At 67.3% G+C, this 25,679-nt stretch carries 19 protein-coding genes; 10 read left to right on the top strand and 9 right to left on the bottom strand.

What is annotated here, in order from left to right:
• Positions 1–21: 21 nt before the first annotated feature.
• The 7 genes from E3O28_RS08535 (at position 22) to E3O28_RS08505 (ending at position 11,568) form a co-directional block, all read left to right on the top strand.
• A complete protein-coding gene (locus E3O28_RS08535) occupies positions 22–1,548 on the top strand; it encodes a hypothetical protein (RefSeq protein ID WP_134415616.1) in 1,527 nt (508 codons plus the stop codon).
• The gene (locus E3O28_RS08530; RefSeq protein WP_134415615.1) at positions 1,545–2,312 is read left to right on the top strand and encodes a WecB/TagA/CpsF family glycosyltransferase; all 768 of its coding nucleotides are present in this window, start codon (positions 1,545–1,547) and stop codon (positions 2,310–2,312) included. The genes E3O28_RS08535 and E3O28_RS08530 overlap by 4 nt, the downstream gene beginning before the upstream one ends.
• 68 nt (positions 2,313–2,380) lie before the next feature.
• The gene (locus E3O28_RS08525) at positions 2,381–3,832 is read left to right on the top strand and encodes a polysaccharide biosynthesis C-terminal domain-containing protein (RefSeq protein ID WP_166784774.1); all 1,452 of its coding nucleotides are present in this window, start codon (positions 2,381–2,383) and stop codon (positions 3,830–3,832) included.
• A 216-nt stretch (positions 3,833–4,048) separates the two neighbouring features.
• The gene (locus E3O28_RS08520; protein ID WP_134415613.1) at positions 4,049–4,759 is read left to right on the top strand and encodes a hypothetical protein; all 711 of its coding nucleotides are present in this window, start codon (positions 4,049–4,051) and stop codon (positions 4,757–4,759) included.
• Between the two features lie 33 nt (positions 4,760–4,792).
• A complete protein-coding gene (locus E3O28_RS08515; protein WP_134415612.1) occupies positions 4,793–7,648 on the top strand; it encodes a fibrinogen-like YCDxxxxGGGW domain-containing protein in 2,856 nt (951 codons plus the stop codon).
• A gap of 167 nt (positions 7,649–7,815) precedes the next feature.
• On the top strand, positions 7,816–8,475 hold the full coding sequence (locus tag E3O28_RS08510; RefSeq protein ID WP_241973062.1) for a CDP-alcohol phosphatidyltransferase family protein: 660 nt from the start codon (positions 7,816–7,818) through the stop codon (positions 8,473–8,475).
• Between the two features lie 168 nt (positions 8,476–8,643).
• Positions 8,644–11,568: a fibrinogen-like YCDxxxxGGGW domain-containing protein gene (locus E3O28_RS08505; RefSeq protein ID WP_134415610.1), complete on the top strand. Its 2,925-nt coding sequence runs from the start codon at positions 8,644–8,646 to the stop codon at positions 11,566–11,568.
• A gap of 66 nt (positions 11,569–11,634) precedes the next feature.
• On the opposite strand, the gene pip is transcribed toward E3O28_RS08505, so the two are convergent.
• The 9 genes from pip to E3O28_RS16305 form a co-directional block, all read right to left on the bottom strand.
• Positions 11,635–12,591: a prolyl aminopeptidase gene (pip, locus tag E3O28_RS08500; protein WP_104102525.1), complete on the bottom strand. Its 957-nt coding sequence runs from the start codon at positions 12,589–12,591 to the stop codon at positions 11,635–11,637.
• 10 nt (positions 12,592–12,601) lie between these two features.
• The gene (locus tag E3O28_RS08495; protein ID WP_134372774.1) at positions 12,602–13,273 is read right to left on the bottom strand and encodes a response regulator transcription factor; all 672 of its coding nucleotides are present in this window, start codon (positions 13,271–13,273) and stop codon (positions 12,602–12,604) included.
• Positions 13,270–14,547: a histidine kinase gene (locus E3O28_RS08490; RefSeq protein ID WP_241973061.1), complete on the bottom strand. Its 1,278-nt coding sequence runs from the start codon at positions 14,545–14,547 to the stop codon at positions 13,270–13,272. The genes E3O28_RS08495 and E3O28_RS08490 overlap by 4 nt, the downstream gene beginning before the upstream one ends.
• 10 nt (positions 14,548–14,557) lie before the next feature.
• A complete protein-coding gene (locus E3O28_RS08485; protein ID WP_104102530.1) occupies positions 14,558–15,439 on the bottom strand; it encodes an ABC transporter permease in 882 nt (293 codons plus the stop codon).
• 2 nt (positions 15,440–15,441) lie between these two features.
• Positions 15,442–16,368, bottom strand: coding sequence for an ATP-binding cassette domain-containing protein (locus E3O28_RS08480; protein ID WP_134415609.1), 927 nt, complete (start codon positions 16,366–16,368; stop codon positions 15,442–15,444).
• A 200-nt stretch (positions 16,369–16,568) separates the two neighbouring features.
• Positions 16,569–18,596 carry an acyl-CoA dehydrogenase gene (locus tag E3O28_RS08475; RefSeq protein WP_241973071.1) on the bottom strand — a complete coding sequence of 676 codons (2,028 nt, stop codon included), beginning with the start codon at positions 18,594–18,596 and terminating at the stop codon, positions 16,569–16,571.
• 417 nt (positions 18,597–19,013) lie between these two features.
• On the bottom strand, positions 19,014–19,658 hold the full coding sequence (locus E3O28_RS08470) for a class I SAM-dependent methyltransferase (RefSeq protein WP_134415607.1): 645 nt from the start codon (positions 19,656–19,658) through the stop codon (positions 19,014–19,016).
• Positions 19,659–19,715: 57 nt separating this feature from the next.
• Positions 19,716–21,743 carry a DNA helicase RecQ gene (recQ, locus tag E3O28_RS08465; RefSeq protein ID WP_166784773.1) on the bottom strand — a complete coding sequence of 676 codons (2,028 nt, stop codon included), beginning with the start codon at positions 21,741–21,743 and terminating at the stop codon, positions 19,716–19,718.
• Between the two features lie 39 nt (positions 21,744–21,782).
• Positions 21,783–22,451 (bottom strand): copper resistance CopC family protein, encoded by a 669-nt coding sequence (locus E3O28_RS16305; protein ID WP_166784772.1) that lies wholly within the window; start codon positions 22,449–22,451, stop codon positions 21,783–21,785.
• A 70-nt stretch (positions 22,452–22,521) separates the two neighbouring features.
• Between E3O28_RS16305 and E3O28_RS08450 the strand changes: the two genes are divergently transcribed.
• From E3O28_RS08450 to E3O28_RS08440, 3 genes are all read left to right on the top strand, one after another.
• Positions 22,522–23,442, top strand: coding sequence for an EamA family transporter (locus E3O28_RS08450; RefSeq protein ID WP_134415605.1), 921 nt, complete (start codon positions 22,522–22,524; stop codon positions 23,440–23,442).
• Positions 23,443–23,617: 175 nt separating this feature from the next.
• On the top strand, positions 23,618–24,802 hold the full coding sequence (locus tag E3O28_RS08445) for an ABC transporter substrate-binding protein (RefSeq protein WP_134341841.1): 1,185 nt from the start codon (positions 23,618–23,620) through the stop codon (positions 24,800–24,802).
• Positions 24,803–24,804: 2 nt separating this feature from the next.
• Complete coding sequence (locus tag E3O28_RS08440) at positions 24,805–25,677, top strand: branched-chain amino acid ABC transporter permease (protein ID WP_158250302.1); 873 nt, start codon at positions 24,805–24,807, stop codon at positions 25,675–25,677.
• Positions 25,678–25,679 lie beyond the last annotated feature (2 nt).

The raw sequence follows: 25,679 nt of genomic DNA, 5'->3' as shown, positions 1-25,679 counted from the left end.
CCGAAGTTGGGTGTGCACAGTATGTCGCAAAAGTCGGATGCCGCTACCCTGGGGTTGGACTACTACGGCTTCGTCCTTCGACGCCAATGGCTGGTAGTCCTCGCCGCAACCGTGCTCGGCGGCCTGGCCGCCCTCGGGTTCTACACAGTGTCCCCGTCGCCTGTGAAGGCGACGGCCGTGATCAACCTCAGCGTCATCTCAACGGACCCGTTCGACACCTCCAAGCAGGCATCCAGTCTCCTTGACGGCACGACCGAGACCCAGATCGCGACCTCTTACGCCGTGGCACAGGTTGCTGCGAAGGAGTTGGGGGCCGGCACAGTGCCGGATGAGGTACGTCGCCGTCTGACAGTGGACTCCGAAACCGGCGCGTCGATCGTGCATATCGTCTACGCCGCGCCGAGGAGCGAGGACGCACGAGCGGGAGCGGATGCCGTTGCCGCGTCCTACCTGGCCTATCGGACCTCCCGGGCACAAGCGAAGCTGGACTCCATCCTGGAGGGTGTGGAGAAGCGCCGAACCGTCCTGGGCGCCCAACTCGCCGATGCGAACGCACGCATCAGTGAAGCCGCTGCCGGCACCCTGGCCGCCAACCAAGCGGCCAGCGACCGCGACCTGGTCACCATCGAGCTCAACGCCCTTCTGGCTCAGAAGGGGGCTCTGGAGCAGGTCGATACCAAGGGCGGCGATGTAATTACCGAAGCCGCTCGCAACGACGTCGTTGTCCAGCCGACCCTGCTTCAATTGCTGCTCATCGGTCTCCTCGCCGGCGGCATACTCGGCGTCGTAGTGGCATTCGTGGCCAATCGTTTCGACCACCGGTTGCGAAACGCCAACGAGGTCCGCAGGGTCACGGAGGCCCCTGTCCTTGCCGACATCCACTCCGTTGAGGCGTCGATCCCGCACGACGAGGCCACCCTCGAGTTGCTTCGCGCGGCGCGCGAGCGCATCTTCGCAGACCTTCAGGAGGACGCCCAGGTCATTGCCATCGTCGATGACACGCCCGCCGACCTGTGCGCCGATATTCCGGTGAACCTTGCCCTCGTCACGGCCTCTGGAGGGGTGGCCACCACGCTCATCCTGCCCAACGCATCGCCTTACCTCAAGCGCGTGCTGGGCGCGAGCCTTGAGCTGACTGATCCCCTCCCCGATGATTCCGGCGAGGTCTGCAGGTCCAAACGTGTCCCGGACCTCACGGTTTCTTTCCCCTCACGCCTTGGACGGGCCGTCGGACCACTCCATGCCGGCGAACTCCGCTTCGTCGTGATCGGAAAAGCCGCATCTCCCTCCAGTGCCCTCGCCGCTCTGCGGCTCTCCGACGCTCTCATCCTCGTCGCGGTCAAGCACCGAACCCGTGCCAACGACGCCGAGCAGATCCTTGACGAAGCTTCGCGGCTCGGCATCGACTTCTTGGGCACGATCGCCGTACCGCCCAACCGGATCTCGTGCACGAGGGTTGGCCCCCCGGGGGCACCGAGGCCCGCTGCGGCGAGGTCAGCTGCCTCCCGCTTCAACTTGAAAACGCTGTATGCGCGGTCGTTGCCATGACCACCGTCCAGTTCGACCACGTGCGGGTACTCGATGTGCCGGTGCATCGACTGACCAGCGACCAGGTCGTCGAGACGATCATGGAGTGGACTTCCCTCCCCGGCTCCCGGGTCGCGGTCGGCGTCAACGCTGCCGTATGCAACCTTGCGGCCGAGGACAGGACCTTCAGGACCGTGCTGATGCGGGCTGACCTGCTCTACCCGGACGGCCAATCAATCGTGTGGGCGGCCAGGCTTCTGGGTGTTGGGCTTCCGGAGCGCATTGCCACCACCGACCTGGTCAACCCGCTCGCGGCGGTCTCGGCGCAGCGGGGCAAGAGAATATTCCTCTACGGGAGCGCGCCGGGCGTGGCGGCGCGCGCCGCTGCCCGCCTCCGCGCATCAGCTCCCGGGCTTCTCATCGATGGCCACGACGGGTACACGGCCCCAGACCAGATGCGGCACGTCATCGACCAGATCAGGGCGTTCTCGCCGGATATCCTCTTCGTCGGCTTGGGTGACCCGCTACAGCAACACTGGATCGACGCGCATCGGCACCAGCTGAATGTTCCCGTGATCCTGACGTGCGGCGGTCTCTTCGACTGGACAAGCGGCGACAACCGGCGTGCCCCGCGCTGGATGCTCTCATCAGGCTTCGAATGGCTGTGGCGCCTGATGCTCGAACCGGGACGGCTCGCATCCCGTTACCTTATCGGCAATCCGGTATTCCTCTTCCGGCTAGCAAGACAGATTGTGCGCAGGCAGGCGCAGGCCACACGCTCGTGAGCGGTGCGAAGACAGTGGTAGCCGAGAACAGCTCGCGGAAGTTGGCGAGGGAAGGCGCTGCCGGCTTTTTGGGCGCAGCAACGAGCGCCATCATGGGCTTCTTCCTGATCGTGGTCCTGGCTCGCGTGCTGGGGGATGCCGGGTCGGGGGTTGTCCTGCAGGCCATGGCGGTCTTCACGATCGTGCTGAGTCTGGCCCGTGCGGGCATGGATTCTGTTGCCGTGTGGATCATGCCCCGCCTCAGCGCCTCCGATCCGTCGCGGATTCGTGGCAGCCTTGCCCTGATGTTTCTGGTCACCGCCGTGTCCGGCACCATTTTCGCGACCGCCACGATCGTCCTCGCCCCTGCGTTTGCCTTGTCGGGAGACCGCCACGCCACCGATGTCGCTCGGGCTGTCGCCGCGGCAGGTTGGTTCCTGCCCGCAGGAGCGTTGTTGCTTCTGGCCCTAGCCGCGACCAGGGGGCTGGGAGGCATCCTTCCCTACGTCAGCGTAGGAAACATCGCTTTGCCCACGGTGCGCCCCCTCACCGTCTGGCTCGTGGCGATCGCTGGCGGATCCCTGGTTGCGGTGACCGTGGCCTGGGCAGCGCCGGTGGTCATCGCGCTCGTCGCGGCTCTTGTCGTGCTGCGCATTCAAGTGCGCCGTCACGAAAGCGTCCTGGACGTGCGCGGCGCGTGGCGCGTGGACCCGGTCCTCCGCACGAGCATCCTGACCTACGCACTGCCCCGGGCACTGTCCGCAGGACTTGAACAGTCGATCATCTGGCTGGGCATCATCATTGTCGGGTTCCTGGCCGGGTCGGCGTCCGCAGGCATCTATGGCGGTGCCAGCCGCTTCATCGCGGCGGGACTCATTGTCGACACGGCGCTTCGGATGGTGGTGTCGACAAGATTCAGCGCGCTTTTGTTCGCCAAGAAGATCACCGAAGTCGAAGATCTGTATCGAACCGCCGCCATCTGGCTCGTGCTGTTCAGCACGCCGGTCTACTTGGTCCTCGCCATGTTCGCACCGGTTGTGCTCCGTTGGCTGGGGCCGGGGTTCGAGGAGGGTTCCGGCGCGCTAGTCATCCTGAGCATCGGTGCCGTGTTGACGTTCACCGCGGGCAACATCCACTCGGTGCTTCTCATGAGCGGCCGCAGCGGCTGGGCGCTCTTCAACAAAGTGGTCGTCCTCGTCGTCAACGTCGTGGGCAACCTGATACTCGTGCCGCTTATCGGCATCAATGGCGCCGCGATCTCGTGGGCGCTGAGCATGTTGGCAGACGCTTTGCTGGCAGCCGTCGAGGTACGCCGCTTCCTCGGTATCCGGATCTGGGCGCCGACTATCGCCTATGCTCTCGTCGTTCCCATCGTCGCCTTCGGGACTCCCGCCGTGGCACTGCGCCTGACGCTGGGCGACACGATGCCAGCCCTGATACTCACCGTGGTGATCGGCGCCGTGTGCTTCACCGTCTGGTGCGCGCTTGATCGCAAGCGACTGCGCCTCGATGATCTGGCTCGATTGACCCGGCGCGCGTGACGTGATCGAAAGAATCACCCGCACGGGGCCCAACGATTGTGGGCATCGGGGTATCCTGACCCGTAAAAGTGACGAAGTATCAAGTCTTTGCACGCTGACCTCCGCACCTGTGAACCCGATTCCGGAGATGAACTGTGAAGCAGTGACGTCACCCGATGACGGGCGCCGAACCTCGGCGCCACCGACAAGACACATCGAAGGCGGAGGCCTGCGGGAATGATAAAGCAGCCGGATGAACGCACTGCGGCACGCACGCGACGGCGCTTCCTGAGCGAGCGGATGCTCGGATTCGCCGTAGTGGCCGCCGTTGCGCTCAGTGCGACCACCTATTTCGCCGCGCTCGCATCCCCTGAAAAAGACAGCGAAGGAGCCCAACCGCGAACATCGAGCGAATCCGTCGCGGCGGGCACTACGCGCGCACGAAGCGCGCCCGTGGTGCCGGCCGCCCCGGACTCGGGTCCCACCGTGCCCGAAGCCCCGGGTCAGAGCAACAAGCCCGACGCGCCCACCCCCCTCTCACCTGCACAGGCCAACGCCGCAGCCAAGAAGTTCCTCGACTCCTCGATTGCGGTAGATCCGGCCGCTCCCGACTCGAACGTGGGGCTGGGCGACGCGGCATCCGGAGCCATCCTCTTGGAGGTCGAGAACGACACGCAGGAACTGGAAGCCAACGGCTGGACGCGTCAGGGGGTGGCAACCATAGAAGCGCTGACAATTGTCAGCTCAGATTCGTCGACCGACCCCGCAACGGTGGTTGCGCAGGCCTGCGTCGACTCCAGCAAGGTCATGACGCTGGACCACAGCGGCAAACCCGTCGGTGATTCCGGCAGCGTCATCCAGCGCGCCCTGAACATCTACACGCTGCAATACATCGCCGGCGCCTGGAAAGTCGTCGCCCGAACGTTCCCGGACAATCCAACCTGCTGAGTGAATGGCCCCGCAGCCCTAGAGGAGTATCCCGTGGCATCCAAACGGAACAGGTTTCGTCTTTCGCTCATAAGCCTGTGCGCGGCCCTGTCGGCCGTCGTGCTCTCTATCGGCGGCTTGGCACCAGCGGCTTCCGCCGCCGAGACGCCCATCCCCGCGCCGGACGGCATGTCTGCAGTCACCGCTGCAGCATCGTGCTGGGAAGTCAAACAGCAGAACCCCGCCACGCCGAGCGGCAAGTACTGGCTCGTCACTCCGGAGCTCGGTGCCCCTGAACAGTTCTACTGCGACCAGATGACCGCGGGAGGCGGCTGGGTTCTAATCGGACGTGGTCGCGAAGACTGGTCTGATTCCACGGAGGGCCGCGGGACGCCTGCGGATGTTTCCGGCACGGTGAGCGGCACCGCTGCGTTCTCCCCCCGCCAGCTATCGACGAAGGTCATCACAGGCCTCGCGAATGGCCGGTCCATCAGCTCACTGGGCAAGAACATCATGCTGCGACGTGCGACGAACACGTCAGGAACGTCGTGGCAGGACTCGACCTTCAGCTTCTCATCGCCCCGCAACGAATGGGCGTGGGCCTTCAACAACGAGCAGCGCGTGGCCTCCTGGACCATCGGATCCATCAGCGGCACCGGTGGACACACCAGCTCGTTCGGCTCCGGAACCGGCCTCAACCGGATCGAAACCTTTGCGGACGCCTCTCATGGAAACTGGTTGAACGGTTTCGGCTTCGGCTCATCAACAGGTGGTTCGACGGCTTCATCCAGCTACCTGTGGGCACCCAGCTCAACCGCGGGATATGCGCGGCCCTTCACCCAGGTGTTCCTTCGCCCCCAGTTCCGAAGTTCCGACATCTTCGCCGCCATCTCTGATTCGGGCACACCGAAACGGGAGATCGCCCCCGTTGCCGAGAGCTTCGCCCTTCCGACCGTCTGGGGCGTCGCCGGCCTCGGCGCCGGCCCCTCCACGAAAGAGGGAAGCAACGAGGTCTCGGCATTCGCCGAGGGCAATGGCCTGGTCTACGTCGGCGGAAACTTCACCAGAGTGCAGCGTACCTCCAGCGGGACCGGTCAAGTCGCCCAGGCCTACCTGGCTGCCTTCAATGCTCAAACCGGAGAGTGGATCTCCACCTTCCGGCCCACGTTCGACAACCAGGTGAAGTCACTCGCGGTGCTCCCCGACGGAAGAGTCGCCGCCGGGGGCTATTTCGCCACAGTCAACGGCAGATCCTCCCCGGGTTTCGTCGTGCTCAATCCCGCTACAGGTGCCACCAACACGAGCTTCACGACCCGCGTTGTCAACACCCTCTCCGGCGGCGTCCCCGCGGTCCGGAGCCTGGACGTCCAAGGCAGCTGGCTCTACCTCGGCGGCGAGTTCACGCACCTGGCGAGCGGGTCCACGCAGCTGTACGCCAGGTCGGCAGGTCGGGTGTCCGTATCGACCGGAGCCCCCGCCAGCTGGAATCCAGAGTTCAACGGAACCGTCGTGTCGCTGGACGCATCCAGCCGGGGCGACCGGGTTTACTACGCCGGATACTTCACCTCTTCTCGCGGGACCAGCGCCGCCAAGGGAGCCGCGATCACCACAGACACCGCATCGGTGGTTCCGTGGACGATCAACTTCGCAAACGCCACGGCCAACTACCAACAGGCTGTCAAGGAGGTGGGCAACCGGGTGTGGATCGGCGGAGCCCAGCACATGCTCTTCAGCTACGATCGCGCGAACATGGCCGAACTGAGCACCAACATCACCAAGTCCGGCGGCGACTTCCAGGCGATCTCCTCCGACGGCACCACCGTGTATGGAGGATGCCACTGCTTCCACACGGTCTACGTGGGTGCGCGGACTTGGTCGAACGTCGGGACGGCGTGGACGCAGGCTGCGAAGATCAACTCGCTGGGCGGGTGGGACAGCACCACCGGCGCATACACGGCCCAATTCAGCCCCACTCTGAGCCAGCGGAACGGCGCCGGCGCCTGGGCGCTGTTCAACGACTCGACCGGTGTCACCTGGGCCGGCGGCGACTTCACCGCTTCCGTCAGGTCGGGTTGGGTCAGGCAGTGGGCCGGAGGGTTCGTGCGCTTCGCCCGCAACGACACCACGGCGCCCACGGCGCCGTTCTCGCTCACCGCATCCGCGGGGAGCACCGGGGTGACCCTGAACTGGGCCGGTTCTTCGGACAACCGGGGGAGTGTCACCTACGAGGTCCTGCGGAACGACCGCGTCGTCGCGGCCACAATGAACCGATCGGTGACCCTGCCGTCCGCCCTGTCCACCACGAAGTATTTCGTGCGCGCTACGGACTTGAGTGGCAACCGGTCCGCGAGCACTGCCGCCGTGACCGCCGGGTCGGGGACCGCAGAGCCCCCACCGCCCGCCGTAGGCAGCACGCTGGTCGCAACCGCATCGACGTGGTCGTATCACTTCAACGCCACAGCACCGCCCAGCACCTGGAACACGACCGGGTTCGACTCGTCGGGCTGGCCGACCGGGGCAGCACCGCTGGGCTGGGGACAGTCCCAGCTGGGAACGACGCTGACCGCGGCCGACCCAAAGCCACTCACGTCCTACCACCGCAAGTCGTTCACGATCACCGACGTCTCGACGCTGGGGTCGGTTGCCCTGACCACGCGCGCCGATGACGGCATCATCGTCTACGTCAACGGCGTTGAGGTGCTGCGCAGGAACCTCGACCCCGGACCGGTGACAGCTGGGACGTACGCCAACACCGCCGTATCTGCTTCGGCAGCAGTCACCAACCCCGTCACCGTCACCGTCCCCGGTTCATCCTTCGTATCCGGAATGAACATCATCGCCGCCGAAGTCCACTCCAATTACCGGGCGACATCAAGCCACAGCTTCGAATTGTCAGCAGTGACTCAATGAACAAGCCGGGCTATACAGGTGGAATGAAAGCAACAGTTACAGCGCAGGAGCGCGACGCAGGCTGGTCTCGGCCCGGCCGCAACCGACTACGCCGTTATCACGAAGCATTCACCGGCCTGGACGGCGCCCAGAAACCCGGGAACGGTGTGCCTGCATACACTCGCTGGGTGAATCGGCGCCTCGGGCGCTACGCGGCAGCAACAGCCTATGCGTATCACTGGACGCCGAACGCCGTCACAGCGCTCAGCGCCACCTTCTCCCTCGCGGCGATCATGCTCCTGATGCTGGTTGACCCCCAGCCGTGGCTGGGCGTTGCCGTTGCGGCCCTGCTCGCAACCGGGTACCTCCTTGATTCCGCGGATGGCCAAGTGGCCCGCCTGCAGCGAGCGGGCAGTCCGGCCGGAGAGTGGCTGGACCACGTGGTGGACGCCCTGCGAACCCCCGCAATCCACCTGGCGGTGCTGGTCGGGTTGTGGAATCAGGACCAGCCATCCTGGGTGCTCGCGGTAGCACTGGGCTATTGCCTTGTCAGCGTGGTTGAGTTCATGAGCCAGATCCTTGCCGAGCAACTGGTCAAGCAGCACCCTGTGCCCACGCCCACGGCGGGAACGGCCCGGTCGTTCCTCCTGCTGCCCACCGATACTGGAACCTTTTGCTGGACCTTCCTCGGGTGGGGCTTCCCTGCTCTGTTCATCATCGTTTACACCGCAATGTTCGCCACAAACCTGGTGCACACCCTGATTTCGATGCGGCGCAAGTACGTGAAGCTGAGGCAGCTGGGACAAGCCCCCCGCACCGCCGGCGACAATTCGTCCCGAACTCCCTGACGCTCGAGCATCCGGAGCTGAGCAGACCCCCTAGGGGGGCTTATCAAGGTTCGACAACCGGGCTAGCCTGCGCGTATTGCTGATTCTTGCTCATGTTGTGCATCTCGCAACCGGGTGCTGTCAGCGTCCGAATTTGTCCCTGTCACCCGAATTGCAGGAGATCACCCGGTGAATTCGCCACAATCGCCGCGCCGCGGCTTGCCCACGCACTCCAGCCCACGCGTTGACCCATCGAACGGGCAGCGTTCCTCCTCCCGGCCGGTCGGCGCTCGCCGCTCGATAGCCCGGCGGCTGGGCATTCTCGCCGCAGCAGGGCTGGTTGCAGCTTCGCTTCTGACGCCGGTGAGCGCCGGCGCTGCGGTGGCCTCCCCCGACGGGCTCTCGCAGGCCACAGCGGCTGCGTCGTGCTGGGAGATCAAGCAATTGACGCCGGCAGCCCCCAGCGGCGTGTACTGGCTGAACACCCCCAAGCTGGGATCAGCCGCGCAGTTCCACTGCGACCAGGACACCGACGGTGGCGGTTGGGTGCTGGTCGGCCGGGGCAGGGATGGTTGGTCCGAGGCCAATGAGGGACAGGGAACGACGGCTGAGGTTCGCGGCTCGGTGACCGGCCAGGCGGCCTTCGCACCCCGGCAGCTCTCGACCGGAGTGATCGGAGCGCTCCTCAATGGACAGCCGGTGAAATCGCTGCCAGACGGCATTCGACTGCGCCGCGCCGCCAACCTCGACGGCACGGCGTGGCAGGAAAGCAGATTCACGTTCTCCTCACCGCGCGATGAGTGGTCGTGGATGTTCAACAATGAGCAACGGGTTGCCGTCTGGCGGATCGGCTCCTCCTCGGGCTCCGGCGGGCAGACCAGCGCCTTCGGCGCCGGGGACCAGCTGGACCGCATCGAAACGGTGACCGGAGCCAACCAGGGGTGGAAGGCCGGGTTCGGGTATGGGTCCGGCGCGCGCGGGTCGGCCGATCCGGCCAGTTTCATGTGGGCGCCCAGCAGCACCGCGGGGAACCCTCGACCCTTTACGCAGGTCTACCTTCGCCCGCAGATGATGAGTTCCACGATCTACAGCGCCATTCCCGACACCGGGACGGCCAAGTCAGAAAAGCCGGGCTCCGCTGAGAGCTTCGCTTTGCCGACGGGGTGGGGAGTCAGCGGACTCGGCGCAGGACCCAACACGGTGGAGGGCAGCGTCGAGGTGTCGGCGTTCGCTGAAGGGAACGGGGTCGTCTATGTCGGCGGCAACTTCCTTACTGTGCAGAAGACGGCCGCGGGCGGCAGCCAGGTCGCACAGTCCTACCTGGCGGCTTTCGACGTGCGGACCGGAGAATTCATTACGTCGTTCCGACCGACCTTCGACAAGCAAATCAAGGCGCTGGCAGTACTTCCCGACGGTCGGGTCGCGGCCGGTGGTTTCTTCACTCAGGTCAACGGAGCGCCCCGGGCCGGGTTGGTCGTCCTCAGCCCCACGACCGGCGCCACTGACACGACCTTTACGACGACGATCACCAACAGCCTGAGCGGAGGGGTGCCGATCGTCCGCGCCCTGGACGTGCAGGACTCGTGGCTCTACGTCGGCGGCACGTTCACCCACATGACCGGCGGCTCTGTCACGAGTCCGGTCTACGTTCGAGCTGCAGGCCGCGTTTCGGTCACGAACGGTACTCCCGACCGCACCTGGAATCCTGAATTCAACGGCTCGGTGATCGCTCTGGATGCATCGCCGAAAAAAGACCGAGTCTATTTCGCGGGCTACTTCACTGCTTCGAAGACGACGCCAGCCGACAAGGGAGCGGCGCTGAGCGCAGTCGACACGTCAGTCATCCCCTGGACGATCGACCACTCCAGCACCGCCAACTACCAGCAGGCGGTCAAGGAAGTCGGCGAGAAAGTGTGGATCGGCGGTTCCGAGCACAACCTGTACAGCTACGACCGGGCGGGAATGACCGAAACAAGCACCAACATCGGCAAGTCGGGCGGTGACTTCCAGGCGATCTCCAGTGACGGGACGACGGTGTACGCCGGCTGCCACTGCTTCTACACGAACTATTCCGGTGCCCGGCGGTGGCCATCGATCGGCACGGACTGGACCCAGGCCACGAAGATCAGCAGCGCTGGAGCATGGGACAATGCCACCGGCAAGCCCGCGACGCAGTTCAGCCCGATCGTCACCCAGCGCGCCGGCGCCGGCGCCTGGGCGCTGTTCAACGATTCGACCGGTGTCACCTGGTTCGGTGGTGACTATTCCGCATCGGTCAGGTCAACCTTGGCCAAGCAGTGGTCAGGCGGTTTTGTGCGCTTCGCTCACAACGACACGCAGGCTCCGAGCACTCCCTCCGGTTTGTCGGTGACGCCGTCCAGCACGGGCGACGTGCTGAAGTGGACTGGCTCCACGGATAACCGAGGTGCGGTGTCCTACCAGGTGCTGCGTCACGACCGAGTGGTCGCGACGACGGGCGCCGGCACGGTGACCTTGCCCGCAGCGGATGCGGGAACGAAGTACTTCGTGCGGGCAGCCGACGGCACCGGGAACTGGTCGGCCAGCACGCCTGCCGCCGTGGTCGCTGCCCCGGCCGAGCCGCAGCCGGAGCAGGTGACATTCGTCAACACCGGTGCGACCTGGGCCTACTCGTTCAGCCAAACGGCTCCTCCGGCCGGTTGGCAAGCGCCGGGGTACGACGCATCCACGTGGTCGACCGGTGCAGCACCGCTCGGTTGGGGCCATGCTCAATTGGGCACGACCCTTACTTCCCCCGACCCCAGGCCGCTCACGTCGTTCTACCGCAAATCCTTCAACGTTGCCGACGTGACGAAAGTGGCGATGATGACGCTGACCACGCGTGCTGACGACGGCATCGTCGTCTACGTCAACGGCGTGGAAGTGCTGCGTAGGAACATCAACGCCGGCGCGGTGACATCGACGACCTACGCCAATATGGCGGTATCAGCGACCAGCGCGGTCGCCAATCCGGTTACAGTCAGCGTTCCCGGGACGGCTTTCACAACCGGAGCCAACGTCATCGCGGTGGAGGTGCACTCCAACTACCGGTCGACTCCCAGCCACAGCTTCGAATTGTCGGCAGTGAGTCAGTAAGCCAGTGTGTCCAACATAAAGTAGCCCAGATTCGCAGGGTGTTGGACCTCGTTCGTCGCGCCGGCCTCAGGCCGCGAAGCGGTCCGTCGCCTCGATGATCGCGTCCAGGTTGCCCGGCTCGTCGAAGGAGTGACCGGCATCCGGGATCAGCCTGAAATCGGCCTCCGGCCAGTTCTGGTGCAGCTCCCAGGCGGTGAACGCGGGGGTGCACATGTCATAGCGGCCCTGCACGATGACGCCGGGAATGTCTTTCAGCCGGTCCGCGTCGCGGATCAGCTGGTTCGGCTCGAACCAGCCCGAGTTGGTGAAGTAATGGTTCTCGATCCGGGCGAAGGCCACCGCGAACGCCGGCTCGGTGAAACGCGCGATCGTGTCGGGTTGCTGCAGCAGAGTGATGGTCGAGGACTCCCAGGTGGACCAGGCCACGCCGGCCCGCTCGCGCACGTACTGGTCGGGGTCGTGCAGCAGGCGCTTATAGGCCTTGATCAGGTGGCCGCGCTCCTCCACCGGAACCGGGGCGATGAAGCTCTCCCAGAGGTCCGGGTAGATCGCCGACGCGCCGCCCTCGTAGAACCAGTCGAGTTCCATCGGGCGCAGCGTGAAAATGCCCCGCAACACGAGTTCGGTGACCCGGTCCGGGTGTGTCTCGGCGTACGCGAGGCTGAGGGTGCTGCCCCAGGACCCGCCGCAGACCAGCCAACGCTCGATCCCGAGGTGCTCGCGCAGTTTCTCGAGGTCGGACACGAGGTGCCAGGTGGTGTTGGTGGTGAGGTCGGCGTCCGCCGCGCTCGCGTGCGGCGTGCTCTGACCGCAGCCACGCTGGTCGAAAAGGATGATGCGGTACTTCTTCGGGTCGAAGACGCGGCGTTGCTTCGGGCTCGATCCGCCGCCCGGCCCTCCGTGCAGGTAGACGGCCGGCTTGCCGTCGGGGTTGCCGGATGCCTCCCAGTAGATGGTCTGCCCGTCACCGACCTCGAGGAGTCCGGTTTCGTAGGGTTCGATCTCGGGGTAAAAGGTGCGCATACCCCCGAGCCTATTCGAGCCGGTGGGCCAGAATGACGACCTGCACTCGGTCACGCAGCTCAAGCTTGGCCAGGATGCGTCCGACGTGGCTCTTGACGGTGGACTCGGACAGGAAGAAACGTTCGGCGAGCTCCGGGTTCGACAGACCCTCCGCGACCGCGAAGAAGACCTCTCGCTCCCGCTCGGTGAGCAGGCCGAGTCGGCCGGCGTCGGCATCCGCTTCGGTACCGTCGGCCTCCCGATCTGCCCCCGGAAGCTTCGCTCCGAACAGGTCCAGCATGCGCCGGGTCACCCGCGCCGAAACGGAGGCGTCGCCCGAGGCCACGGCCCGGATTGCCGCGGTGAGTTCAGCGGGCTGGGCGTCTTTCAGCAGGAACCCGCGCGCGCCCGCGCGGAGACCACCGAACGCGTACTCGTCGAGGTCGAAAGTGGTGAGAATGATGATCCGGCTGTCGGGGCACGCGGCGGTGATCCGCCGTGTGGCCTCGATGCCGTCGATTCCGGGCATCCGCACATCCATCAGGATGACGTCGGGATGCAGGTCGGTGGCGAGTGCGATCGCCTCGGCGCCGTCGCCGGCCTCGGCCACCACGGTGAAATCGTCCTCGGCCTCGAGCACCATCCGGAAGCCCGTGCGCAGCAGCGCCTGGTCGTCGACGAGCAAAATCCGGATCGGCGTCATGCCCGTTCCCCCGTCTCGTCGACCGTCATCGTCGCGCGCACCTGCCAGCCGCCGCCGGGACGGCACCCGGCCACGAGGGTGCCGTCGTAGAGCGCGACGCGCTCGCGCAGCCCGATGATGCCCCGCCCGGCAGCCGACGACGGCAATGTGGCCGACGCGTTCCGGCCGTCGTCGGCGATGACCACCTCGAGCCGCCCCGGTACCCGGATCAGTCGCACGGTCACCGCGGTCGGATGCGCCGAATACCGCAGCGCGTTGGTCAGCGATTCCTGCACGATCCGGTAGACCGTCAACTGCAGACCCTGGCTCCCGGGAATGCGCCCGGTGAGTTCCAGCCGGGCGGGCAGTCCGGCGGCGCGGAACGATTCGACCAGGTCGACGAGCTGGTCGGCGCCGGGTTGGGGCCGGAGGGGGATATCCGTCCCCTCGGGGTCGCCCTGCTCCTGAGGACCCTCACTCAGCACGCCGAGCAGCCGGCGCATCTCGGACATCGAGCCGCGGCCGGTCCGGGCCACCTCGCGCAGCGCAGCGCGCGAACGTTCCGGGTCTTTGACGAGCAGCGCGTCGGCGCCGTCGGCGAGCGCGACCATGACCGAGAGGCTGTGCGCGATGATGTCGTGCATTTCCCGGGCGATGCGCCCGCGTTCGGTGATGCGGGCGAGCTGGGCCTGCTGGTCGCGCTCTCGGGCCAGCTGTGCGGCCAGTTCGACCAGCGCGGCCACATAACGCTTGCGATCGCCGACCGTGACACCGATCAGGGTGGCCGCGAGCATGAGGACCGCGGATTGGGAGGCGACCGCAAGCCAGGATGCGTAACTGCTCGCGCCCAGAAAAGCACCTAGGGCGCCGATGCCGATCGCCACGGCGAGGCCGAACCAGGCGCTTCGCACGCCACGGTAGACCGCGGCAGTGTAGAGCGCGATCAGCACGGGCAGGGTGTCGCCCTGGCCGGGGAACGCGACGACCAGTCCTGCGCAGGTCACCCCGAGCACGAGAAGCGGGGCATGCCGCCGGACCAGCAGTGCGGCCGTGATGACCATCACCACCGCGGCGGTGATCAGGGCCTGCGGCGGCAGGCCGGGCCCGGCCTGCCGTGTCAGGTCGATCAGGAAAACGACGGCCATCGGCACGAAATAGGCGCTCGCGACCAGCGCATCGCTGAGCCACGGATGCCGCGACCAGAACCGCCCGGCCACCCCCGGCGGTGTCGGCAGACGAAGTTCGCCCTCGGTCGGCACAAGCGGCCGGCCGAGGGCGAGGAGTGATTCGGTCATTCAGAGGACTTTACGCGTCCCTCCGCTTCAACACCACAGCGGCACCGACCAAGCTGACCGCGAGCCAGCCGAGCACCACCAGCAGGTTGACCCACCATTCGATCGGCACCGGGCTGAACGACATCAACCCGAACATGTTGATGCCCGCGTTCGACACCAGATACGGCAGCACCGCGGCGGCCCACGGGGCAGCGATCACCTGGAACACCATCGGGAGCAACAGCACGATGCCGAGCACGACCGCGATGCCGCCGGCCCCGCTGCGCACGATGGTGCCGATGCCGAGGGCGAAGACCGCGATCAGGGCCAGGTAGAGCGCACCGCCGAGTACCGGCAGGAACACGGCTGGATCCGCGAAGCTGACGCCCAAGCCCTGCCGGGAAAGCACCAGCGACGCCACCAGATAGGAACCGAGGTTGGCGGCCAGCCCAACCACGAAGGTCGTGACGAACAGCACGGCGGCCTTCGCCGCAAGGGCGGGCAGCCGGCGCGGAACCGCTGTCAACGTGGACCGAATCATGCCGGTGGAGTATTCGCCGCTGATGGTCAGCGCGCCGAGGACGGCCACGATGAGTTGGCCGAAGAACACCCCGAATGTCGCGGTCTGGGCGATGAAAGTCGCCTGGTCGGCCGCGGGGATCATCGAGGCGTCCGCACCCTGCAGGTCGAGCGTCGAGGACATGACCGCCGCGAGGGCGAGCGAAACCAGTACGAGCAGGGCGTACGACCAGGCCGTCGAGCGCACGCTGCGCAGCTTGATCCACTCCGACCGCAGCAGGCCCGCCGCGCTCAGGCCGTGCACAGCGGATGCGGCGCCGGGCACGGTGCCGTCCGCGGCCGGGGAGGAGGAAGCAGCGGGCGCGGGCGTCTTGGTCGCGGTTGTCTCGGTCATCGTCATGCCTCCTGCAGTTGCGCGGAGCCGCTGGCGCGGTACTCCACCTCGTCTTGGGTCAGGGCCAGGTAAGCCTCTTCCAGTGACGCGCTCACGCCGGTCAGCTCGTGCAGCACGATGCCCGCGGCGGCGGCCTGTTCGCCGATGTCACCGGCCGAAATACCGGCTACCTCGAGCAGGTCCGGCTCTCCGGTGCTGACGGTGACGTCGGGCTGGGCGAGCAGGGCCGCAAGCTGGGCGGACTGAGGGGTGCGCACGCGCACCCGGTGCGTGCCGGCCATGCCGATAATCTCGGAGACCGGGGCATTCACGATCACCTTTCCCCGGCCCAGCATGATCAGGTGGTCGGCCGTGAGAGCCATTTCGCTCATCATGTGCGAGGACAGCAGCACGGTTCGGCCCTCCGCGGCGAGGTACCGCATCAGCTGGCGCACCCACTGCACGCCCTCGGGGTCGAGCCCGTTGACGGGCTCGTCGAGAATCAGCACCGCAGGGTCGCCGAGCAGCGCCGCTGCGATGCCGAGGCGCTGGCTCATGCCGAGGGAGAAGCCGCCGACGCGCGTGCGGGCGACGGCTCCAATCCCGGTGAGCTCGATCACCTCGTCGACCCGGGTGGCCGGGATGCCGTGGGTGGCCGCCAGGGCCAGCAGGTGGTTGCGGGCCGAGCGGCCGGTGTGCACGGCCCTCGCGTCGAGCAGCACGCCCACCTCGCACAGCGGCGCCCGGTGCTCGCTGTAATGCTTGCCGTTGACCGTGACCGATCCGGCGGTCGGCCGGTCCAGTCCGACGATCATGCGCATGATGGTGCTCTTGCCGGCGCCGTTCGGACCCAGCAGGCCGGTCACCTTGCCGGGCTGCACGGTGAAGTCGATCGCGTCGACCGCGGTCTTGCCGCCGTGCCGTTTGGTCAGGGACTGTGCCTGAATCATCCGTCTCCTCGTTGTACATCGGTGGGGCCGGTCTCACCGTGTGAAATCGACCCGTCATCGACGCTACGGGGGACGGATGCTGCACGCATCGGCCCAGCGGACGCTTGTGCGCCCGCCGGCCTCGTACCTGGGTACGACACGAGGGTGCCCGTTCCGGTAGAGAGCGGCCGGCGGAACGGGCACTCTCCACCGGATCGGGGCTACCTCTTGGCGGGAGTCTTCTCGGCGCGGGGAGCGGTGCCGTTGGCACGCTGGGTTTGGTAGTAGTCCCTGGCCTCGTTCTGGCGCTCCTGCTCGGCACCGCTGGCGATTGCCGACCGGAGGTGGTCCTGGCTGTAACCGAAGGCGTCGACCAGGTCGACGGAGTGGGGGCGGAGCCGGGCGATGATGCGGTCGATGTAGGCCGTGACCGACTGTGCCCGCTTGGCCGACAGGCGCCCGTGGATCAGGTACCAGGCCAGGTGCTTCTCCACCAGTCCGAGGCCGAACAGGTCGCGCAGCCAGGTCAGGACCTGCTTCGTGCCGGCGTCTTCGGCGGTCTCGACCGCCCGGGTGAACGCCTCCCACTGCAGCAGCTCGCCGTGTGAGCGGGCCGCCTCGATCAGCTGGTCCTGGTTGGCGTTGAAGAGGGCCGCGGCATCCTTCGGTGCCAGCTTGCCGGCCGAGCGGAGCTTGCCCGCGATCTCGGCGATCATGGTTTCGACCCGGTCGGTGAGCAGCTCCCGCTGCACCGTGGTGTCGCGGAGGTGGCCCACGGAGCGAGCGGTGGAGCCGAAGTCGGAGACCGCCTGGCCCAGGGTGCGGAGCCCGGTACCGTGGTAGGCGCGGCCGGCAGCTTGCTGCACGACGTAGCGGGCGAGCACGCCCGGGCCGGCTGAGGCGAACTTGCGGCTGTAGTCGGTGAGCAGACGCTTCGCGACGAGCTGCAGGAGCACGTTGTTGTCGCCCTCGAAGGTGGCGAAGACGTCCAGGTCGGCGCGCAGGCCGACCAGCCGGTTCTCGGCCAGGAATCCGGCGCCGCCGCAGGCTTCGCGGGCCTCCTGCAGGGTGTCGAGAGCGTGCCAGGTCGAGAGCGGCTTGAGGGCGGCGGCGAGGGTTTCGAGGTCTTGCCGGTCGGCATCCGTGTCGGCCTGGCCGCTGAAGACCTGATCGAACTTGACCAGGAACTCGTCGTGGGCGAACGTGTGCGCGTAGGTCGTGGCCAGGCGCGGCAGCAGACGGCGCTGGTGGCGCTGGTAGTCGAGGATGACCTCCTCGTCGGTGTCGCTACCGGCGTTGAACTGGCGGCGCTGGCTGCCGTAGGTGATGGCGATCGTCAGGGCCATCGCCGAAGCCTGGGTGGCGGCGCCGTCGAGCGAGACGCGGCCCTGCACGAGGGTGCCGAGCATGGTGAAAAAGCGGCGGCCGGGGCTGGAGATCGGGCTGGCGTAGGTCCCGTCCTCGGCGACGTCGCCGTAGCGGTTGAGCAGGTTTTCGCGGGGGATGCGCACCCCGTCGAAGTGGAGCCGCCCGTTGTCGATGCCGTTGAGGCCACCCTTGAGGCCGTCGTCCTCGCCACCGATGCCGGGGAGGAAAACCCCGGACTCGTCGCGGATCGGCACCCAGAATGCGTGCACTCCATGGTTGACGCCTGCCGTGATCAGCTGGGCGAAGAGAACGGCGGCGATGCCGTCTTTCGCGGCGTTTCCGAGGTAGTCCTTCCACGCCGCGCGGAACGGGGTGTCGAGAACGAATTCCTGCGTGGCAGGGTCGTAGGTCGAAGTCGTGCCGATGGCCGCGACATCCGAGCCGTGTCCGGTCTCGGTCATCGCGAAGACGCCCGGGACCTGCATGGTCATGATGCCCGGCAGGTAGGCGTCGTGGTGCTTCTTGGTGCCGAGGTGCAGCACGGCCGCGCCGAACAGACCCCACTGCACGCCCGCCTTGATCTGCAGGCTGGGGTCGGCGGTGACGAGTTCCTCGAACCCGGCGATGTTTCCGCCGTGGTCGTCGGCGCCGCCCAGGTGCGTCGGGAACGCGCGGTGCACGTGCCCGTTGTCGGCCAGGATCAGGAGCTGGCCCAGCACGCGTTCGCGGTGCTCGGCCATGGATTGACCCTCGATGCGCTGCAGTTCGGGCTTGGCCGTGAGCTCGCGCGCCCGCAGGCGCACGTCGGCCCAGGTGCCGAGCAGCTGCCGGTGCAGCGACTCGATGTTGACCGTGGGGGCACCGGCCTGGCCGGCGATCATGACCGGGCCGGTGTCGACGCCGGGCGCCACGGGGGGCGTGACGGCGACGGTCGTGGCCAGGGTCGCGTCCATCTTCTTGTCCGTCTTGGCGGGGGTCTTCTCCGTCTTGGCGGGGGTAGTGCTGTTGGAGCGCTGAGCAGTGTCAACCATCATTGGTCCTTCGTCTTCGCGCGAACTCGAAATTTTCTTACACGTTAGGCGGCTCTCACGAAGCGGGGAAATAGTGCGTGACGGGCCTACAACGAAGGATGCTCCGCCCGGCATTCGTCTTGTAGGTTTCCACAGCGGTAAAGGGTCTGACGGCACCGTTACCCACAAACGGGGCACCACCTCTGCCGGAGCGACGGCCCGGCCGCTCCTAACGAATTCGACGGAGATTTTGCCCTAGAAGCCCTAAAACAAGCCCAAAACGTGGCTTTAGCTCAAAATCTCCGTCGAATTCGTTGGGGCACAGGTCGTCGGGGTGCGGGCGGTGACGTGGAAGAGGTGCCAGTGGCGAGGGCCGAATGCGGACTGACCGGGGCGGTCGTCTTCGACGAGGCCGACGACGTGCAGACCGGCCAGGAGCGCCTCGACCTGGCCGCGATCATGAAAGTTCATGTCTGCGCGGCCGGCCCATTCATCGTGGGGGCCGAAGAATTCTCCGGCGAACCAGGCGCCGGGCGTCAGCGCCGCGCGGATGCCCGCCCACAGGTCGGGGAACACTGCGGGGTCGCAGAAGGGCAGGGAAAACCCCGCATAGACGAGGTCTGCGGCGGGCAACTCGGGGAGATCCTCGAAGCGGGACCGGTGAAAGACCAGGCGGGACTGCTCCGCGGCGCGAAGGCCCGTCCAGACCCTGGCCTCAGAGCCCGGGTCGGCGTCGAACGCGTGTACAGTCCAGCCGGCGGCGAGCAGGTGCCGGGTCTCGGTGCCCGCACCGCAGCCCAAGTCGATCGCAGTGCCGGGTGGGGCGGGTGGCGCGTCGGCGCAGAGGTCGAGGGCACGGAGGTCGAGGGCACGGAGCAGCACCGCACGCGGTGGGCGAGCGGCCTGAGCGTTGAAGTACTCGGTCCAGTCCATGACTCAGTTCTACCCGGTCCTGCGGGATGCCGCGGGTTGGGTCCGGGACGGGAGGCGTCAGGTTCCGGCGGACACGACCTCGAGGAGGGCGGCGCCGTAGGCGTCGAGCTTCTTGGCACCGACGCCGGAGATGCCGTCGAGGTCGGCCAGGGTGGCCGGCTTCGTCGCGGCGATCGCCAGCAGGGTTGCGTCGCCGAAGATGATGTAGGCCGGCACGCCCTGCTCTTTGGACTGGGCGGAGCGCCAGACCCGCAGCGCCGCGAACAGGGTCTCCTGCTCGGGGCTGAGATCGGCCGCGGCCGCCTTCGCGGCGCTCTTGCGGGCCCCGGCCGCGGGGCGGGCGGCCCGTTCGGGCTCGGTGCGGAGCTCCACTGTGCGGCGGCCAGCGAGGACCTCTGCGGCGGCATCCGTCAGCACCAGGGTGCCGTATTCGCCGGAGGTGGCCAGGAAACCCTGGGCGAGGAGCTGCCGCACGACGCCGCGCCACTGCTGGTCGCTGAGGTCGGCACCGATGCCCCAGGTGGCCAGCTGGTCGTGGCTGTGCTGAGTGGTGCGCGGGGTCACCTTGCCGCGCAGGATGTCGATGAGCTGCCCGGCGCCGAAGCGCTGATTGCGCTCGCGCAGCAGGCGCACCACGGTGGAGAGCAGTTTCTGGGCAGGGACGGTGCCGTCCCAGCCGACGGGGGGTTCGAGGCAGGTGTCGCAGTTGCCGCACGGCTCGCTGGACTGGCCGAAGTAGCGCAGCAGGTTGACCCGGCGGCAGCTGACGGTCTCGCAGAGCGCGAGCATGGCGTCGAGGTGGGCGGAGAGCTTGCGCCGGTGGCCGAGGTCGCCGGGCGACTCGTCGATCATGCGGCGCTGCTGCACGACGTCTTGCAGGCCATAGGTGAGCCAGCCGGTGGAGGGCAGGCCGTCGCGGCCCGCGCGGCCGGTCTCCTGGTAGTAGCCCTCGACGGACTTGGGCAGGTCGATGTGGGCGACGAAACGCACATCCGGTTTGTCGATGCCCATGCCGAACGCGATCGTGGCGACGATGATGACGCCCTCCTCACGGAGGAACCGGGACTGGGTGCGGGCGCGCAACCCCTGGTCGAGGCCCGCGTGGTAGGGCAGCGCGTTGAGCCCGTTCTGGCGCAGAAATTCGGCGGTCGCCTCGACGGTCTTGCGACTGAGGGCATAGACGATGCCGGCATCCGAGGGGTGCTCGGCCTTGATGAAGGCCAGGAGCTGCTTGCGCGGCTCGGCCTTGCCGACGATGCGGTATTGGATGTTGGGCCGGTCGAAGCTGGCGACGAAGTGCCGGGCATCGCCCATCTGTAGCCGGGTGGTGATCTCTTTATGGGTGGCGTCGGTGGCCGTGGCGGTGAGAGCGATGCGGGGAACATCGGGCCAGCGGTCGGCCAGGTCGGACAGGGCCAGGTAGTCGGGCCGGAAGTCGTGCCCCCACTGCGACACGCAGTGGGCCTCGTCGATGGCGAAGAGGGCGATGGTGCCGCGGTCGAGGAAACGCTTGGTGGCCTCGGAGGAGAGTCGCTCGGGGGCGACGTAGAGCAGGTCGAGGTTGCCGGCGAGGTAGTCGCGCTCGACCGCGCCCCGAGCGGCGGAGTCCTGGCTGGAGTTGAGGAACGCGGCGCGCACGCCCACGGCGGTGAGCGCGTCGACCTGGTCTTGCATGAGGGCGATCAGCGGCGAGATGACGATGCCGGTGCCCTCCCGCACGAGCGAGGGGATCTGATAGCACAGGCTCTTACCCCCACCGGTGGGCATCAGCACGACGGCGTCGTTGCCGTTGATGACCTGGTCGATGATGGCGGCCTGCTCGCCGCGGAAGGAGTCGTAGCCGAAGACCGTGCGCAGGGCCTCGCCGGCCGTCGCGAACTTCGCGGTGGCGCGGTGGGGCGGGGTTGCGGGTACGCGAAGGGCGGATGCGCCGGCACCGGCGCGGCCTGCCGGGCCCGCCAGGCCCGGGGCCGGTTCCCACTCCCTGGCTCCGCCGGCATAGCCGTCGGGCGGTGGCGGGGCGTCGAATTCGTCGGGTGGTTCGAACTCGTCAGGATTCCACGGTATTTCGGCGTTCCAACTCACCCGGCAACTCTACCTGCGCCCTCCGATGGTGCGGGTCGGCTACGCGGGCTGGTCGGGCTGCTCGGGCTGATTCGGTGGGCGAGGCGCGCGTCGGCGGATGGCGAGGAGGGTTCCAGCCACGGCGAGGAGAACGGCACCGAGGGCGGCGGCGATCCAGACGGCGACGAGGGGGGCTTCGGCGAGGGCGACGGCGCTTGTGTCGGTGGAATCCGGGGAAGCAGCATCCGCGGCGGCGTCCGCGGTCTCGGCGCAGACCGGTTTGGCCGGGGACCCTTCAGCCAATGCCTGGTCGGCGGCCGGTTGCCAGGTGAAGGTGAAGTCGTCGGACACCGGATGCCCGTCGGTCGAGACCACCTGCCAGGTCACCGTGTACTCGCCCGGCTGGCCCAGCTGGGCCTTGGTCTCGACGGTCGGGCCGAGCAGGCTGATACAGCCGTCACCGTAGTAGAGAGGCGTGGCCACACGCGCGGGCCCGCTGATGAGCATCCCGCTGCCCGCTCCCCCGCCGCCGAGGTCAAGCAGGGCGTCGTTCGTCGTCACGGTGAACAGCGAAGGCTGTTCAGTCACGACGGCCCCCGCTGCCGGGGAGGACCCGCCCACGGAGTCGTGGGCCGACGCCGGGGCGGCGGACCACCACGGCGGCGCGGCCACCACGGCGGCGCCCAGCGCGAGCGCTGCCCACTGCCGCGCCCTGTTCCCTCGTTTCACAGCGACCTGTCTCCCCGCCTCACACAGTTGGGGGTTTTAGGATACCGGCCACTCGCTAAGCTCGTTTTCTATGCTTACCGCGGTCCTCGGCCTCACCGGCGCACTCATCTTCGGGAGTGCCGACTTCCTTGGCGGGCTCGCCGCCAAGCGCATGAGTTCCCTGCTCGTGACGGCCGTCGCCGCGGCATCCGGGCTCGTGGCCCTGCTGCTCGCCCTACCGTTTGTGGTGGGGGTCTGGTCGCCGTCGGCCGTGCTGTGGGGCGGATTGTCCGGAGTCAGCGGCGCAATCGCGATCTCGCTGCTCTACACCTGCCTCGCGATCGGGCCGATGAGCATCCTCTCGCCGCTCACGGCCGTGGTGTCGGCGGTCGTGCCGATGACGGTGGGGCTGGCAGGCGGCGACCGCCTCGCCCCGATCGGCTACTGGGCGCTCGGCCTGGCGCTCGTGGCGGTGGTGCTCGTGGGTTTCGTGCCCGAGCGCGGCGCCGTGCGGCCGAGCCTGCTCGGCGTGCTGATGGCCCTCGGCTCCGGCACGATGATCGGCGCCTTCATGGTGATGATCGACCTGACCCCGGCGGACAGCGGGCTCGTGCCGCTGGTGATGAACCGCGCGGTTAATGCGGCGATCATGTTCTCCGTGGTCGGGCTGCTCGCCCTGCTCGCGTTGCGGCGGCGACGTTCACTGGTGACGACCGCGCCGATGACGGGCTCGTCCAGACCGGTGACGGATGCCGCGCCGCAGCCCCGCTCGACGCTCACCATCGGGCTGCGGCTGGCCGTGGCCTGCGGCGTGATCGACGTCGTGGCCAATGTGTTGCTGCTGCTCGGCATGCGCGCCGGGGACCTCAGCGTGATGAGCGTACTCACGGCAATGTACCCGGCCGGCACGATCCTGCTCGCCGCCGTGGTGCTCCGGGAACGGATCGCGCCGGTGCAGTGGTTGGGCCTCGCGCTCGCCCTCGGCGCGGCCGGGATGCTCGCGCTGGCCTGACGGACCGGGCGCCGACTGGCATCCTTTCACCGCCGACACCGTCACCCACTCGTTACGAACGACTGCCTCGGGACCCTTGCCGCGCGCGGCGATGCCACGGTACTGTCAGGCCCACACCTGAATTAGTGAACGACTGGTCGGTCACTAATTATCTGTTCCTCTGAAGGAGATTCCAATGAAGAAGTCTCGTCTGCGTTTCATCGCGCCGATTGCCGTTATCACAGCCCTTGCGCTGGCCGGATGCAGCACCTCGAACCTGGGGGGAACGGCCAAGGACGACCCTGCAGCGGAGGCCGGCCCGATCAAGATCGGCGCGGTTCTCGACGTCACCGGCGTCGGCGCCAGCCTCGGCGTGCCGGAGCAGAACACGCTCACAATGCTGGCCAAGCAGCTCAACGACGACGGCGGCATCGACGGCCGCGACGTCGAGCTCACCATCATCGACAATCAGTCGACCGAGGACGGCGCGGCCAAGGCCACGAGCAAGCTGATCGAGAGCGACAAGGTCGACATCATCATCGGTGCCTCACGCACCGGGCCCAGCCTGGCCATGCGCCCCATCGCGGAAGCCGCGAAGATCCCGATGATCTCCGTCGCGGCCAACGTGGCCATCGTCGAGGGCTCGAAGTGGGTCTTCAAGACCGCGCAGAACGACGTGGTCGTGCTCGAGCGCATCCTCGACGACGCCGAGGCGAAGGGATACACCAAGCTGGCCCTCGTGCGCGACGCGAGCGGTTTCGGCGAAGGGGTCGCGGAGTACATCACAGACCTCGGCGCCGAGCGCGGCATCACCCTGGTCATGACGGAGGCCTTCGAGCCGAGCGCGACCGACTTCACCCCGCAGATGACTAACGTGCGCGGCTCGGACTCTGACGCCGTCATCATCTGGGGCATCAACCCCTCGGCCGGCCTGGCCCAGAAGGCCTATGTGCAGCTCAGCGTGAACAAGCCGGTCTACCACTCGCACGGCATCTCGAACCAGGCATTCTTCGACGCCGCCGGTGACGCCGCCAACGGCGTCATCGCCCCGATGGGCCGCCTGCTCGTCGCCGACCAGCTGGCGGCCGACAACACCCAGCGCGAGGTCATCGAGCAGTTCCAGGCGGACTACAACGCGGCCTACGGCGAGCAGCCGTCCGGTTTCGCGGGCCACGCGTTCGACGCCTGGCACATCGCCGTCAACGCGATCGAGGCCGCCGGCACCGACGCGGATGCCCTGCGCGGCGAACTCGAGAGCGCCCAGTGGACTGGGATCTCCGGAGTCTTCCAGATGACCGCGAAGAACCACTCCGGCCTCGACGCCACCGCCCTCATCCTGGCTGAGGCCGAGGATGGTCGCTGGAACCTCCTCAAGGACTGATCGTGCTCACTGATTTCCTGCAGTTGACGGTGGCAGGGCTTTCACAGGGCTCTGTGTACGCCCTGCTCGCCGTCGGCCTGATCGCCGTCTACACGGTTCGCCACGTCATCAACATCGCCCAGGGCGAGTTCGCGATGCTGGCCGGACTGGGGAGTGCCTGGCTCGCCGCGGCCGGGATGCCGCTCCTTCTCGCGATCCTGGTCGCCATCCTCTCGGTGACCCTGGTGGCCATTGCGATGGAACGGCTGATCATCGCACGGGTGAAGAAGCTGACCCCGCTCACGTCCATCATCCTGACCCTCGGCGTCTCGACTCTGCTGCAGGCGATCATGCTGCTGGCCTGGGGGCCCGAGGCCAAGGGGGTGCCCCTGTTCCCGGGGACCAACATCCTGATCGGCGGGGTGAGCATCCGTTCTCAGGAATTCTGGATGATCGGCGCCCTCGTCGTGGTCGGCGGTGGAATTGTGCTCTTCTACGAGAAGTCACGCTGGGGCAAGGCCCTGCGGGCGTGTGCGGAGCAGCCCGTTGCGGCGCGCATCGTGGGGATCTCACCGGTCACCGCGTCAGTGCTGGCCTTCGCGATTGCGGGTTTCGTCGGGGGTGTCGCCGGCGTGGTGGCTTCCCCGATCTACCTCTCACTCTGGTCGGGCGGCGTACTGCTCGGCCTCAAGGGCTTCGTCGCCGCCGTCCTCGGCGGCTTCGTCTCCTTTCGTGCCGCGATCGTCGGGGCTCTCCTGCTCGGCGTGATCGAGGCCTACGTGGCCGGGTACGTCTCGTCCGGCCTGAGGGACGGCGCCGCCTTCCTCATCCTCATCCTTGTGCTCGTCGTTCGCCCCCAGGGCCTCGTTCTCAAGCCCACAGCGGTCAGGGTGTAGCG

This window comes from Cryobacterium sp. TMT2-14 (assembly GCF_004402465.1).
GTDB classification, from domain to species: domain Bacteria; phylum Actinomycetota; class Actinomycetes; order Actinomycetales; family Microbacteriaceae; genus Cryobacterium; species Cryobacterium sandaracinum.
Note: the sequence above shows the minus strand (reverse complement) of the source record. Positions and strands in the feature narration are given on the sequence as shown.

Excerpts from the sequence above, each read along its gene's own strand:
- E3O28_RS08535 (WP_134415616.1), top strand. The coding sequence starts at position 22 with ATGTCGCAAAAGTCGGATGCCGCTACCCTGGGGTTGGACTACTACGGC.
- E3O28_RS08530 (WP_134415615.1), top strand. The coding sequence starts at position 1,545 with ATGACCACCGTCCAGTTCGACCACGTGCGGGTACTCGATGTGCCGGTG.
- E3O28_RS08520 (WP_134415613.1), top strand. The coding sequence starts at position 4,049 with ATGATAAAGCAGCCGGATGAACGCACTGCGGCACGCACGCGACGGCGC.
- pip (WP_104102525.1), bottom strand. The coding sequence starts at position 12,591 with ATGCGCACCTTTTACCCCGAGATCGAACCCTACGAAACCGGACTCCTC.
- E3O28_RS08495 (WP_134372774.1), bottom strand. The coding sequence starts at position 13,273 with ATGACGCCGATCCGGATTTTGCTCGTCGACGACCAGGCGCTGCTGCGC.
- E3O28_RS08490 (WP_241973061.1), bottom strand. The coding sequence starts at position 14,547 with ATGACCGAATCACTCCTCGCCCTCGGCCGGCCGCTTGTGCCGACCGAG.
- E3O28_RS08485 (WP_104102530.1), bottom strand. The coding sequence starts at position 15,439 with ATGACCGAGACAACCGCGACCAAGACGCCCGCGCCCGCTGCTTCCTCC.
- E3O28_RS08480 (WP_134415609.1), bottom strand. The coding sequence starts at position 16,368 with ATGATTCAGGCACAGTCCCTGACCAAACGGCACGGCGGCAAGACCGCG.
- E3O28_RS08475 (WP_241973071.1), bottom strand. The coding sequence starts at position 18,596 with ATGATCGCCGGCCAGGCCGGTGCCCCCACGGTCAACATCGAGTCGCTG.
- E3O28_RS08470 (WP_134415607.1), bottom strand. The coding sequence starts at position 19,658 with ATGGACTGGACCGAGTACTTCAACGCTCAGGCCGCTCGCCCACCGCGT.
- E3O28_RS08450 (WP_134415605.1), top strand. The coding sequence starts at position 22,522 with ATGCTTACCGCGGTCCTCGGCCTCACCGGCGCACTCATCTTCGGGAGT.
- E3O28_RS08445 (WP_134341841.1), top strand. The coding sequence starts at position 23,618 with ATGAAGAAGTCTCGTCTGCGTTTCATCGCGCCGATTGCCGTTATCACA.